The organism is Moraxella sp. K1664 (genome assembly GCF_039693965.1).
In the GTDB taxonomy this organism is placed as follows: domain Bacteria; phylum Pseudomonadota; class Gammaproteobacteria; order Pseudomonadales; family Moraxellaceae; genus Moraxella.
Map to the genome: position 1 here is coordinate 2,219,415 of NZ_CP155576.1, position 15,305 is coordinate 2,234,719.

At 46.4% G+C, this 15,305-nt stretch carries 6 protein-coding genes; 3 read left to right on the forward strand and 3 right to left on the reverse strand.

Annotated features, from left to right (window positions below; genetic code table 11):
* Positions 1–4: 4 nt before the first annotated feature.
* Both AAHK14_RS10875 and AAHK14_RS10880 read left to right on the forward strand, forming a co-directional pair.
* Positions 5–2,164, forward strand: a complete 2,160-nt coding sequence (locus tag AAHK14_RS10875; protein ID WP_065256998.1) for an SWIM zinc finger family protein — start codon at positions 5–7, stop codon at positions 2,162–2,164.
* Positions 2,165–2,398: 234 nt separating this feature from the next.
* Positions 2,399–6,166, forward strand: a complete 3,768-nt coding sequence (locus tag AAHK14_RS10880; RefSeq protein ID WP_065257000.1) for a DUF4132 domain-containing protein — start codon at positions 2,399–2,401, stop codon at positions 6,164–6,166.
* A 66-nt stretch (positions 6,167–6,232) separates the two neighbouring features.
* Here the strand turns inward: AAHK14_RS10880 and AAHK14_RS10885 are convergent, their stop codons facing one another.
* Both AAHK14_RS10885 and hutU read right to left on the reverse strand, forming a co-directional pair.
* Complete coding sequence (locus tag AAHK14_RS10885; protein ID WP_065257001.1) at positions 6,233–7,537, reverse strand: YjiH family protein; 1,305 nt, start codon at positions 7,535–7,537, stop codon at positions 6,233–6,235.
* 98 nt (positions 7,538–7,635) lie between these two features.
* Positions 7,636–9,348: a urocanate hydratase gene (gene hutU / locus AAHK14_RS10890; RefSeq protein WP_065257002.1), complete on the reverse strand. Its 1,713-nt coding sequence runs from the start codon at positions 9,346–9,348 to the stop codon at positions 7,636–7,638.
* Between the two features lie 199 nt (positions 9,349–9,547).
* Here hutU and AAHK14_RS10895 point away from each other — a divergent pair, with 199 nt between their 5' ends.
* Positions 9,548–10,252 (forward strand): GntR family transcriptional regulator, encoded by a 705-nt coding sequence (locus AAHK14_RS10895; protein WP_065257003.1) that lies wholly within the window; start codon positions 9,548–9,550, stop codon positions 10,250–10,252.
* 142 nt (positions 10,253–10,394) lie between these two features.
* Here the strand turns inward: AAHK14_RS10895 and AAHK14_RS10900 are convergent, their stop codons facing one another.
* On the reverse strand, positions 10,395–15,203 hold the full coding sequence (locus AAHK14_RS10900; protein WP_065274058.1) for an NAD-glutamate dehydrogenase: 4,809 nt from the start codon (positions 15,201–15,203) through the stop codon (positions 10,395–10,397).
* Between the last annotated feature and the right edge of the window lie 102 nt (positions 15,204–15,305).

Sequence of the window (15,305 nt, forward strand, 5' to 3'; positions counted from 1 at the left end):
CCCCATGAGCATTTATTTAAGTTATGATGATGACACCTTAGCCACATTTGCCAATATGGGGCTTGTCAGACGTGCCAAAAAAACCATTGATGATGTGGTATGTGTTGATATAGATACCATGACTTTTGAGACAGAAAGTTTTGTGGTGCAACTGTCCAATGACGGCATTCAAAAAGCCACTTGCACCTGTCCAAGTCATGAGTGTTGTAAGCATATTTTGGCAAGTATTTTATTTTTTCAAAAAAATTACGCCAATCTTGATACCAAAGACAATAACAAAGATAACGACAAAGACAACAATAACACCAAAAAAGATAATACTGACAATAATACCAAAAATAGCAAACCTAAGCAAAAAACCACCGATAAAAAAACCCCAACAGAGTCATTATCCGCCTTACAAGACTTATTAACGCTTGACCCTATTTTATTACAAAAATCCGTCAAAAAATCTGAGCGAATACTAGCCCATACGCTTTATGATGATTTAATAAAAGACAATGTCGTATCCGTTATAGAGACAAATAACAAACTTACCATCACATTAACCCATCTTGATACGTCCGTTTATTATTTTAATGGATTGTCATTGTCAGGTATGGTATCACAATTACCCGACAAACAAAAAACCGCCTATCATCTGGCAATCATTGCAAGTTTGTTTACCATGAATAACGCCCCTTGGCAATGGACAGATGATGTCAATATCGTGATACAAGCCAGTTTTGAATTAAGCGATGATGAATTGGCATTTATCAAAGAATTAAAACAGCTTTGTATCAATTTTTTGAAACAAGGCATATCACACATAGCCAAAGAATCTGTGCTGTCTTTGCATTTATTTAACCTACAAGCACGCACTCATCAAATGCCACGCCTTGCTGGTATCATTCGCCGAGTATATGGAGCGATGATGGATTTATTAACTGATGACATTCATATCAAAGAAAGCATGATATTCGATGAACTTGCTTTTTTATATCATTATCTACAAAGTTTTATTAACAGCCATCACGCCAAAAATCAAGAACAGATTGACAAACTTCGTGGCAAAGTCATCAAAGACTATGACGAGATTGGCATTAACAAACTTATTCCTTTGGGCGGTACATGGTGGCAAAACAAAACAGGGGCTAGGGGGGTGGATTTTTGTTTTTGGGATTGCGACAACAATGAATTAAAAAGCGTTACCAATGGACGTGCCAATGCCCTAGATACCACTTTTACCAGTCATTCTGCCTATCAAACGGGCATTTGGGGAGCGTCCATTGACTATCTAAGTCGGCATATCATCAGCCTAACTCATGCCAAAATAGCCGATAATGGCACACTTAGTCCAAGTGAGCTGACCCGTTATCGTGAACTTGGCGAATTAAAATCCTTATCCGTTCAAGCCTTTTTGGATAATGCCAAAGGTATAGATGATTGGCAAGAGATAATTGGGCTAATTCGTCCTGATTCACGGCTTTTTTTGACTTATCCCAATTATCTGTTATTGCACCCCAGCGATGTTAGCGAGATAGAACTTGATGAGATTAACCAGCAGTTTTTTTGTCAAATCAGCGATAAAAACAACCGCCAATTAACCCTAACGTTGCCTGTATCGCCTTTGTTTGAAAAAAGACTAAAAAACTTTGGCTTTTGGGCAAAGTTTCATCAGATTGTGTCGATATTAACCAAAGTACAAATACAAGACAATGAAGCAAGTTTTTTGCCTGTGGCATTAATCATCAGCGAGCCGTCTGGTATTTATGTGTTTAATTTGGATTTTGATTATGTGCCTTATGCCAAACAAAAACAAAAATACCTAGATAATTTATCAGGCAGAATTGCCAATCTATTAGCACAAAAACAAAAATCTCGTCATACGCCCATTAACAGCGACAATTTGACAATCGCTGTTAATCAGACCTTATCCATCATCAATTTTTATGCCAATACAGGTCGCCATATTAGTCAAGATGACAAAGACACCTTAACATCGCTTGGGGTGTATTTTTACAATATGGGCATAGATATTATCCATCACGCCATAAAAGATATGTGCCAGCATGATGGCAATAAGGACAAATTATTAAGACTTCGGTATTTGATTGGACTGTTGCAATTACAACGTTTGGCATTACCGATTGTTGATGGCGAGAGTGATTACGAGAGCGATTAAAGATATTGTTAATGAGTCATATCTATGGATAAATTTGTAAAGAAAAATTACAATTTGTCCTTTGTAAAAAATATTGATTTTTGAGAGAATGTAATTCGCCCCCTACACGCCCTTATTATAAAAATTGCTTTTTTAACCAATGTCCATTTGTACCACAACCAATCCCAAAAAACACCTATACATTTCCCTTTATTTGTTATATGATAATCCCTATCATTTTTGTAAGGACATACCATGACCACACTTAGACATCATCTACCAGCCCATGAATTACAGGATAAGACCTATACCCTACTGACCCAATACGCTCGCCCCATCTCTCATATTGACGAGACACACGAGAATGAGTTGCTTGGTTATATTTTGACAGGAGAAAAGCCTGAACTGTTATTGACATTGCACGGATACAATAACGACAAAGGCACACAACTTTATGGCAATATGGCAAAGTATGGCTATCACTCTTCTCATAACAGTTTTAAAAAAGATGTAAAAAAAGACGTGCGAGTGGGTGTAACTGCTCGTGGTATACTCTACAACCATCTGTTTGAGCGACTGACAGGCGAGCAGATTATCCGCTACGCCAAAAGCATGGTTGCCATCACCTGCGAGCAAACCAATCCTAAGTTTCATGATGATGTGCCACTGTGGTTTAGTTATCTTATCTCAGATGCGTTTCGCACCACAAATTCGTCTGGCTCACTAGCAAGCCGTAAATCGTGGACACTTGCCAATCTCATCAACTTACTCATCTTGGACGGGCATGAGCATGAGCAGGCGGTTAGGATAATTTTGGGGGCGTTTTTTGAGCGTAAGGGCGATTATAGCTACTGGTACGATGATGATATGCTTCACGTCTGCCAACTGCCTGATTTTGATGAGTTTATCGCTGACAATGCCAGTATTGCTACCGCATTTATTCCCACATTGTCAGTGCGTGGGCAGACGGTGTTTTTGGCTTATCTCAAACCTGCCAAAGCCACAGCGCCCCTTGCCATGCTCATCACCGCCCTTGCCCTGTCTGGCTCTAAGAGTATCAAAGAGCTTGCCACGCCTTTGCTTGCCACGTTGCCCGATGACCTACTGGGCGAACATCTGTCGCATTATCTTATCAATGGCGACAGCAAACAGCGAGCCAACTCTGCCGACTATTTGGCACGAATGGGCGAGACGGCTCGCCCCATCTTGGAGCAAGCCCTAACAAATGAAAAAACCAAATCCGTACAATCCGCCATCACGTCCGCCTTGTCTCGCCTTGATACGGTGCAATCCGTGGATGATGATGACATTCCGCTTGAAACCATGGTAGAGCCTGTGATTGGCACATTACCCGACCAGATAGCCACGCTCATCGCCACAAACTTCGACATCGTTAAAAAACTATACGAACAGTTTGCCGAAGAAGAAATCGCCTACAACGAAGCCCACAAAGGCGATAAGAATTTTTATAAAAGCACATGGCGACAAGACGACTTAAAAAGATTTAACAAAACCAACAAAGACAATTTTGTCAAAAAAGCTGCCGCCTACCTACAAGGCACAGGCTCAGACAAGGGCTTTAATCGCCAGTATTTGTCTGAGATATTAAACACAGATAAATCCTTTATGGCTTATCCTGAGTATGGGTTATATCATGCCATTTTGATTAGCATACACCCACATTATTCTTGGATAAATTGGTATGAGGTTTTTAATACCCACTCAAAGCCTGAGTATTGGCAGGACGTGGAGCTAAGACAGCTTGCTTATCTCTTGGGTAAAGCAGGCATAGAAGACCCCAAACGTGTGATTGCTGATGGCTATCTTAGTCATTCGCTGTCTGAATACATCAACGAGCCTGCCAAGGTCTATCCGTTTTTTGTTGAAAATATCGAGTATGTGCAAGAAGCCTTTGGACTGCTACCAAGCCAAGCCGATAGCCATTACTACGCCTTTACGCCACAGCAGGCGATAACTCTGCTCAAACAATTCCCACGCCTGCCCAAGATGTTCATCGCTCCCTTGTTGGAGCTGGCTTTGGGCGAGCAAAAAACCTTACGTCATGATGCCCAAGACCTGCTGGCAAGCCATTTGCCCAACACCGTTTCGCTTGCCATAGAAGCGTTGGAGAGTGGCAAGCAAGACATTCGTATCACTGCCATTCGCTGGCTGACTCGCTTGGACGACAAATCTGCCATCAAGCCTTTGTACGATTTACTCAAAAAAGAGAAAAAAGAGGTCGTCATCGCTGAGATTTTGACCGCTCTTGAAGCCTTGGGCGAGGACATCAGCAAATACCTTGACCCAAAAGCTCTCTTAAAAGACGCTCAAAAAGGACTGACCGCCAAGCTGTCATCGTCTTTGGCGTGGTTTGATTTTGATACCTTGCCCACGGTTTATTGGCAAAATGGCAAAGAAGTCCATGCCGACATCATCAAATGGTGGGTTGTCCTTGCCGAAAAACTAAAAGACCCCAAGCCTAATGCCTTGTTTGTCCGCTATTTGGAACTGCTTGATGACAAAAGCCAAAAAGCGTTGTCGCTCCATCTGCTCCAAGCCTTTATTGCCGAGGACACCAAGCACCCAAGCCTAGACGAGGCGACCGCCCTTGCCGACAAAGAAGGAGAGAGCCGTCTTAAAAATTATCAGTATTGGTACAAGCAACATCCTGAATATTATACCAGTTACGCCAATGCAACGTTGGAGAGTGTCAAAGCCGAGATAATCCGTGAACACATGGCGATATATCTGGGCAGTGCCATCAAGTCCAAAGGCATATTGGCCCTAAGTGCCAAAACCCAAGGGGCAACGGCGGTAAAAATCGCCCAAGACTTCATGAAAAACCACTACACTCGCCGTAGCCAAGTGGAGGCGATGCTAAGTAGCTTTGCTACAAGTGATGACCCGCTTGTCATTCAGCTACTGCTTGGCATATCCAGACGCTATAAGATGGCGAGCATTCAAGAGCTTGCCAAACGCTTGGTAAATGAGATTGCCGAACGCAACGGCTGGACGGCAGACGAGCTAGCTGACCGCACGATACCGACTGCAGGGTTTGACGATGATGGGATTTTGCGTATTGACTATGGCAGTCGCAATCTTATGGCGTATATTGACGACAAAGACAAATTCGTCCTAAAAAATGAGGACGGCAAAGTCATCAAAGCCCTGCCCACCGCCAAAGCCGACGATGACAAAACTGCCATCAAAGAAGCCAAAGCCCTGTTTAGCACCGCCAAAAAAGAGTATAAGCAAGTGCTAGACCTACAAAGCGTTCGCTTATATGAGGCGATGTGTGCCGAGCGTTCGTGGACAAGTGGCGACTGGCAAGAATATCTGGCAACCCACCCCTTAATGAAAAGGCTCATTGCACGGCTGGTATGGCTTGAAGTGGATAATGATGGCAACGTCATTCAGTCGTTTCGCCCTGCCGAGGATGGGGCATTACTCAACCTAGATGATGATGAAATCACGCTACAAGAGAACAGCCACATCAAAGTCGCTCACCGTGTCTTGCTTGATGACGAGACAGCGATGGCATGGCGTGAGCATTTTGAGGATTATAAAGTGGCGTTCTTGTTTGAACAGATGACGCGCGCCCTGCCTGACTTGTTATCGGCTCCCGACCACCCAGAACAAGCCTGCACCGATGCCGAGATTAACACCTACAAAGGCTATCTGACAGATACCTATACCTTGCGTGGGGTGGTTACCAAGATGGGCTATGTGCGAGCGAGCATTGAGGACGGTGGGTCGTTTGATAGCTATTATAAGCCATTTGATAGCGTGGGTTTGTCGGCGGTTATCTCATTTAGTGGCAGTTATGTACCTGAGGAGAACCTGCCTGCGGTGGTGTATGGGCTGTATTTTGAGGATACTACCGTCCGCTCATGGAACAAACCTAGTAAGTCCCTAAGCGAAGTACCGCCTGTACTATTGGCGGAGTGCTTTGCCGATTATCACGCCCTAGCCCAAAAAACCCAAGGCTATGACAAAGAGTGGGAGAAAAAGACACCGTGGTAAGGGTGGGCTAGGCGATAAATAGGCTATCTGATAGCCTATTTTTATTAACACCATCGCCAAAACGTGCTAGCCAAGCCAGCCCATCATCATGGCAAATTGCCCAAACCACCCTGCCAGCACAATCGACAACGCCACACGAATCAGCCATACAAGCACCATTTTGCCAATGCTAAGCGGAATTTTGGTGGCAAGCACACAAGGTATCATTGCCGAAAAGAAGATAATGCCCGACACCGACACCACCGCTGTTACATAACGAGTCAAAATATCAGTGTTGGCAAGCAGTAAGGCAGGCAAGAACATCTCTGCCAGCCCTGACGAGATGCCTTTTGCTGATGTCATCGGCTCAGGCAGTCCACCAATGAGCGTAAAGGGATACAGCACCACACCCAAAATATCAAAAACAGGTGTGTACTTTTCTAATAACAGTCCAATCAAACCAATGGCGATGATGGATGACACGATGGCAGATGCCATATTGATACCATCTTTAAAATTTTGCCAAAGCAATGTGGGCAGGCTTGGGGCATTTTTGGCAGTGTGAATGCCTGTATCAATGGCGACTTTTAGGCGTGGGGCGGTTAATTTGTCATCATCGGCAATGCGTTTTTCATCGTTAAATCGGCTAATGGGCGGAATGCGTGCCGTGATTGCCGTTACCAAAAATGTGATAAAAAGACACGACCAAAAATACACACCCCAAAACGGCATAAGCTCCAATGTCTTGGCGACAATCACCATAAAGGCGGTGGATACGGTCGAAAATCCTGTGGCGATGATAACCGCTTCTTTGGCAGAATACGCCCCTTGCTGATAGACCCTATCAGTAATCAAAAGCCCCACCGAATAACTACCCACAAAAGACGCCACCGCATCAATGGCGGATTTGCCCGATGTTTTAAATATCGGTTTCATGACAGGTTGCATGAGTACGCCAACCATTTCAAGCAAACCAAATCCCAACAAAAACGACAGCATGACCGCCCCAATCGGCACAATCATACCCACAGGCAAGGCAAGTTTGTCAAACAAAAAAGGCAACATATCTTTTGCCATCAGACTGGCAGGGGCGGTATTGGTAACATAAAGGCACGCCAGCACAAACCCTACCACCTTTAAGACGGTTAAGATTTTATTGGTTAGATTGGCGTTAAATGATTTATCCCTAATAGGCTTGATAATGCCATATATCATCAAGCCAAATAATAAGACAATGGCAAAACTTCTTTGCTCTTTGACTAAATAACTTGCCATGTGGTCAAAAGCGATGGTGTTTTTGCCACCGATGTCAATCGGCACAAAAAACAAAAATATCCCAAGCAAGCTAAAACCGATAAGTTTGGCAAGTGCCATGCGATTTTGTGTTGTCATACATTATCCTTAATTCATCTTACAACCTAAAAACAAAACAAGCCATCGACTATTGCCAATGACTTGTTTTTTAATTATAGCTTTTAAATCACCAAAAGCTATTTAACCATCGGCAAATTTAGCCCATAATTTTTGGCGGTTTCGATGGCAAGTTCATAGCCTGCATCAGCGTGTCTCATAACCCCACTGCCACAGTCATTGACAAGCACATTGGCAAGGCGTTCACCAGCTTCGTCTGTGCCATCCGCCACAATCACCATGCCCGAGTGCTGACTGTAGCCCATGCCAACACCGCCACCGTGGTGCAAACTTACCCACGTTGCCCCGCCTGCGACATTGAGCATACCATTTAACAACGCCCAGTCGGACACCGCATCGGTGCCGTCTTTCATGGATTCGGTTTCACGGTTGGGACTTGCCACAGAGCCTGTGTCTAGGTGGTCTCGCCCGATGACGATGGGAGCTTTTAGTTCGCCATTTTTGACCATTTCATTAAAGGCAAGCCCTGCCTTATCACGCTCGCCCAAGCCAAGCCAGCAGATACGAGCAGGTAAGCCCTGAAAGTGAATGCGGTCTTTTGCCATATCAAGCCAGTTGTGAACGCGGGTGTTATCGGGGAACAGCTCTTTGATTTTTTGGTCGGTTTTGTAGATGTCTTCTGGGTCGCCAGACAGTGCCACCCAGCGAAAAGGCCCTTTACCTTGACAAAATAAGGGGCGAATATAGGCAGGAACAAAGCCGGGGAAATCAAAGGCGTTTTTTACCCCTTCATCAAAGGCAACTTGGCGAATGTTGTTGCCATAGTCGGTAGCAGGCACGCCCATCGCTTGCAAATCAAGCATGGCTTGCACATGAACAGCACAGGACTTGGCAGCATCTTTGGTGAGCTTGTCGTGCTGGCTTGGGTCTTGTTGGGCGGATTTCCACTCATCCACCGTCCAGCCCATCGGCAAATAGCCGTTAATCAAGTCATGAGCGGACGTTTGGTCGGTAACAAAATCAGGCTTGATGTCGCCATTTTTGGCACGCTCAACAATCTGTGGCAAAATCTCAGCAGCATTGCCCAAAAGTGCAATCGACACCGCCTCACCCTTGGCGGTATGTTCTTTGATAAGCTCATAAGCGTGGTCTAAATCACGAGCCTGCTTATCCACATAGCCTGTCCGCAGACGAAAATCAATGCTTGACTGCTGGCACTCGATGTTGAGACTCACCGCCCCTGCAAAAGTGGCAGCCAGTGGCTGGGCTCCACCCATACCGCCAAGTCCTGCGGTCAAAATCCAGCGACCCCTCCAGTTGTCGGTGGATTTGTCCTTGTCATTGCCAAAGTGCTGACGACCCGCTTCGGCAAAGGTTTCATAAGTCCCCTGCACGATGCCTTGCGTGCCAATATAAATCCAGCTCCCTGCGGTCATCTGTCCGTACATGAACAAATCTTTGCGGTCAAGCTCATTAAAATGCTCCCACGTTGCCCATTTTGGCACAAGGTTTGAGTTGGCAATCAGCACTCGGGGGGCGTTTTTGTGGGTGTTGAACACGCCAACGGGTTTGCCTGATTGGATTAGCAAGGTTTGATTGACTTCAAGCTCTTTTAGGCTTGCCAAAATTTGGTCATAGCACTCCCAGTTGCGAGCAGCACGCCCAATACCGCCATAGACCACAAGGCTTTGGGGGTTTTCGGCTACATCGGGGTGCAGGTTATTTTGAATCATGCGGTAAGGGGCTTCGGTCAGCCAGCTTTTGCAGGTAAGCTCTGTACCTGTAGGGGCTTTGATGACACGGCTTGTGTCGGTGCGAGTAAAGTTGCTCATATGCGTTCCTTATTTTTTTGGGGTTTTGGGGTGTCTTGTGAATGACTGAGTCAAATTCAAATTTGTCTATACAAATTTAAGACTAATTTATCAAAAATTTTGGGGGAATGCAAGGGGTTTTTAGGTGTTTTTTGCCAAAAATCATCGTCTTTAATTTTGGTTTAAAATACGCTATACTATCTATTTTTCCTATCAAACCATGCCAAAAACACCCGCCTACCAACGCATCAAATCCGCCATCTTAGCCAAAATCCACGCAGGACAATGGGCGGTTGGCTCTGCCATTCCTACTGAGATGGCGTTGTCTCGTGAATTTGGCGTGGCTCGCATGACTGTCAATCGTGCCCTAAAAGAGCTGACAGATGAGCAGGTATTAGAACGCCGTCAAGGGTCGGGGACGTTTGTTGCTCAGCAACAATTCAACCAGACCTTTATCACCGTTCGCAACATCGCCCACGACATAGAAAGCACAGGCAAACGCTACCACGCCAAAGTCGTAAGCCAGCTTGCCTTGCCCCATAGCGACCTACCGCCATCGGCTCGGGCGGTATTTCACGACACTCAGCGTCTATATAAGGTGGAAATTGTGCATTTTGGCGATGATAAGCCTTTGCAATTTGAACGGCGTTTTGTGGATTTGGCAATTATCCCTGCCTTTGAACATCAAGATTTTAACAAAATCAACACAAGCGACTACCTTATCAGCCAAGTACCGCTTGTGCGTGGACACTATTTTATTGAAGCCAAGCCCTGCCCGTCTGATGTGGCGACTTGTTTGGGTTGTCCGCCAAACTCGCCCGCCCTGCGTTTGTCTCGCTACACTTATTCAGGCGATAAGGTTGTTACCTTTGTGCAGATGTGGCACGATGGGGCGACTTTTCGGTTTGATGGGGAATTGGGATAAGGCTGGGTTTGTCATAGATTTGTCGCATGGTGTGATACATGCTTTTTAAAAATAAGTTTTATGAACAAAACCCCAATCTAACCTTAGATTGGGGTTTTTGATGGCTTAAATTTTTAAAAATATTTATAAATTTAGAGCTGTTTTAAACCATTTTTAAACCATTAACTTCGCTCAGCAGTACCGACAGCTCCGCCAGTCCCACTTTGTCCGATAAGCCATCTATCTGCTCTGACAGTACCGCCAGTCGCTCACGGTGCTTATCCTGCCATGCTGACAGACCACCCACCGCCAGTACATCGGTGATGAGTGCCATGAGCGTGCGGTTAAACTCACCGGTGAGTGCATAAGACGCTTTTCTATCCCAATAACTCTCAGCAGGCAAGTCCGCCACCGCTGATGTTAGCTTGTCCATGTGTAGCTGTGAGAATACGCCAAAATATGCCTGTGCCACGTCAGTCACTGCCACGCCTTTTTGGTCGGCAAGTGCCACGACATCTAGGGCATGCACATAGATGGGCAGGCGGGCAAAGGCATGGGCATCATCATCGCTAAGCCCTTTGGCAGTCAAATCAGCGACATCTTTGGCGATATACGCCCCAAAATGCTCATCAATGACATCATAAGAGAACAAGTCCGCCACCAAGTTTTTAAAGGTTAGTGCCGTCTGTGCCACACTCTCGTCTGTCAGCTGACGGTTTAGGAACCATGTCATGCCTTGTTTTAGCACATCTTGGATGGTAAGTTCAAGCTCGATTTGGGTGTTGCCAGCGACGGCATTGTCAAGGCCTGACAATCTGTCCCACACCGCTTGCACATCAAAGACATCACGCACGATGGCATAGCTTCGGGTAATGTCCGCCACGCTATGACCTGTCTCATCACTCATGGCAAACACATTTTCTATGCCCAGACGGTTCACCAGTCCGTTAGTCAGATAAGTACAGATAATCTCACGGTGCAGGCGGTGGCGGGTCATCTCATCAAAGAACTGCTCGCCCAAGGTATTTGGGAAATACTTTTTAAGCTCATGCAAGAAGTAGGCATCTTCGGTCAGACCACTGCCAAGCAATTCATCATACACCCACATTTTACCATAAGACAACAGTACCGCCAGCTCAGGGTTGGTTAGTCCACGCCCATCTTTTGCCTTGCGTTTGGTTAGCGTGTCATCGCTTGGCAGATATTCGATGGCACGGTCAAGGCGACCTGCTTTTTCTAAGAAATTCATAAAGCGAATATGCTCGCCTGCACGCTCAGGGGCTTGATAAGCTGACAGCTCAATGGTCTGTGGCTGTAAGTAGTTTTGGCGTAGCACCAGATTTGCCACCGTATCGGTCATGCTCGCCAGCAAGTCATTACGCTGTTTGATGGTCATATCCCCACGTTCGGTGACTGAGCCCAACAGGATTTTGATGTTGACTTCATGGTCTGAGCAGTTCACACCGCCTGAGTTGTCAATGGCATCGGTGTAGATACGTCCACCATTTAGGGCGTACTCGATACGTCCACGCTGAGTACAGCCTAAGTTACCGCCTTCACCCACGACTTTGGCACGCACTTCACGCCCATCCACACGAATGGCATCGTTGGCACGGTCACCCACATCGCTGTGGTCTTCATCAGATGACTTGATGTAAGTGCCAATACCACCATTCCAAATCAAGTCCACAGGGGCTTTTAAAAGCTTATTTAGTAGCTCATTGGGCGTAAGGCTATCTTCAGCGATGTCAAAACGCTCTTTCATCTGTGGGGTGATGGCGATGGCTTTGTCGGTGCGGTTAAATACCCCACCACCTTCGCTGATAAGCTCTGCCTTATAATCCGTCCATGCCGAACGTGGCAAATTGAACAGACGCTCACGCTCTTCAAAACTTGCTTTGGCATCAGGATTTGGGTCAATAAAGATGTGCAAGTGATTGAAGGCTGCCACAAGGCGGATATTTTTGGATAATAACATACCATTACCAAACACGTCTCCGCTCATGTCGCCAATGCCCACCACGGTAAATTCATTACGGGCTTGAATGTCCTTGCCCATCAAGCGAAAATGACGTTTGACACTCTCCCACGCCCCACGAGCGGTAATGCCCATGCCTTTGTGGTCATAGCCTGCCGAGCCACCTGAAGCAAAGGCATCTTGTAACCAAAAATTGTATTCGGCGGACAGGGCGTTGGCGATGTCTGAGAAAGTCGCTGTGCCTTTGTCGGCTGCCACCACCAAATACGGGTCATCTTCGTCATGGCGGACAGTATTGGCAGGCGGAACAACGTTGCCATCAACCAAATTGTCCGTCAAGTCCAACAAGCCACGGATGTAGGTCTGATAGCACGCCACGCCTTCGGCTTGCCACGCCTCACGGCTTGTCTGCTTGGATTTGTCTTTGCAGACAAAACCGCCTTTTGAGCCCACAGGCACGATGACTGAGTTTTTGACCATTTGGGCTTTGACAAGTCCCAACACTTCGGTGCGGTAATCTTCCATGCGGTCAGACCATCTAAGTCCACCACGAGCCACCTTGCCACCACGCAAATGCACCCCTTCAACCCTTGGCGAGTACACATAAATCTCAAACATGGGCTTGGGCTTGGGCAAATTGGGAATATCGCTTGCTTTGAATTTAAAAGACAAACGGTCTTTTCTTGCTCCATCTTTATCGGTTTGATAAAAGTTGGTGCGTAGCATGGCGTTTAACAAATCCAAGAACCAACGCACAATGCGGTCTTCATCAAGGCTGGTTACCAAGCTAAGCTCACTGTCAATCTGTGCTAAAATCGGTGCGGTGTCCGTCTGCTCAGTAGGCGACATCTTGGCATGGAACAGCTTGACAAGCAAACTGGCAATGGCAGGATTGCCCACCAACGTACTGTGAATGTAATCGGTTGAAAATGGGGCTCGGGCTTGGACGATATAGCGAGACAAGGCACGCAGTACCACCACATCATAGGTGTCAATGTCTGTGGTCAAAATCAGCTGATTTAGGCGGTCGGACTCAACCCGTCCTTGCCAAATCTCATCTAAGGCATGCTCTACCTGCATTTTGACTGCGGTCAAATCCACCGTCAATCCTGCTTTTAGGGTGAGTTTATACTCTTGTAGCCACAAATCATCGCTGACATCAGGGGTATCTTGCCCACCAAAGTCATAAGTGGACGCTGAGATGACTGCCACCCCAAAATGCTCCAATATCGGTAAGACGTGCGATAACGTCAAAATCTCGCCCCTGCCGTAGAGTTTTAGGGTCAGACTGTCCACACGCTCGCCCGCCGACTGATACAAATGCCAAATCTTAGGTTTATCATCATCAAGCGACAGCAGTTTGGTGGTATCCGCCACTGCCGTATGCACATCAAACCGCTCACGATACGTCAAAGGAATGCTCGCCCCCAATGTCGCCAGTATTTCTCTGGCACGACTCTCGCCTGTCTGGGCGGTTAGGGCTTTGGCGTATTCATCCGTCCAGTCATGCATGAGTGCCGACAGTTCACGCTCCAACTTGGCTAGGTCATAATCCTTGACTTTGCCCGTCTCGGTGCGTACATGGATATGCACACGGGCATGATGAAGCTCGTTAAATTCGGTTGTAAAGCTTGATGACACACCGCCAAAGGCTTGGGTTAGGATGTCTTGGATTTTTTGGCGTAAGTCGCTGTTAAACTTAGACAACGGCACATAGACCAGACACGATACAAATCTTTGATAATGGTCGGTACGCACGAGCAGGCGTAGGCGGTTTTTGTCCTGCAAGCTGGCAATGCTCGCCACCATCGGGTAGAGCTCATCGGTACTGGCTTGGAATAGGTCATCACGGGGCAAGGTATTGACGATGTGAGCAAGTTTGAGATAAGCATGGCTGTTTTTGGGCAGGCGTGACATGGCAAGGATTTTGCCCGCTTTTTCGTTGAGTAGCGGAATGTTCGCCACGCTGGTCTGATATGCCCGTGATGTCAGCAGTCCGACAAAGCGATATTCGCCAATCAGCTCGCCTTGGTCGTTGTATTTTTGAATGCCCAAAAAGTCCAGATAAGCAGGGCGATGAATAGGCGACAGACGTGCTGATTTAGACAGCAGTAGCACACGTGGCTCGGCTATCAGATGTTTTAGGTGCGTGGGCAGACCATGAAAGCTCTTGGATAACTCATCGGTCTCTTTGCCTTGTAGCACGCCCAGTCCGCTACCGCCCACCGAGTACAGCTCAGGTGTGCCATTGTCATTTTCAAAACGGTATTCACGATACCCCATAAAGATAAAGTTATCACGCCCCACCCATTCCAAAAAGCCCGTCACCGCTTCTTTGGTATAATGCTCTGTGGGAATGGGCAGGCTTTTTAGCTCTTCTTTAATCTCGTCCAGCTTATCCGCCATCGCCCCAAAGTCGCCAACGATGACATCAATGGTGTGGATTTTCTTTAATAACATCTCTTTGATGTCCGCCAACTTGTCATCGCTTTGGCGGTCAATTTCAATATGCACCAACGCAAAACAGCTGTTCGCCCGACCACTGCTCTCATCGACGGCTTGAATGTCGCTGATGTGTCCGTCTGTGCGTTCCACCTTGATGATGTTATTATAAATGCGATGAACGCCAATGCCCTGACGCTCCAAGCTCATCAGGAGCGTGTCGGTCAAAAAGGGACGGTCAATGGCGACCAAAGCAATGATGGTACGCTCGCTATTAAACAGGTGTGACTCGCCCAAAGGATTGATGACGCTGATATTGGGGCTTGTGCCGTTATGTGTTTTTAGTAAGCTAAAATGGTGTAATGCCATGCCCGACAACGTCTCATCGGAGAATCTGTCCGCCATCTCTGTGGGCAAGTGCTGATAATAGATGGGGATAAACTTCGCCAATATCTCTTGATGGTTGGCGTGGTTGTCATGATGATGGCTTATGGCGTGACGGGCGATGTTGCTGACACGTTTTGGGCTGATGGTTAGATGGTTGCTTGTCATGTTTTTTCCTATTGGTTTTTAACCGTAAATGTTTAAAAATAAACGTGTATAAACTAAACCAAAGCGGGCAAAATAGCAAATGGAAAATCTTTGTATTATTAT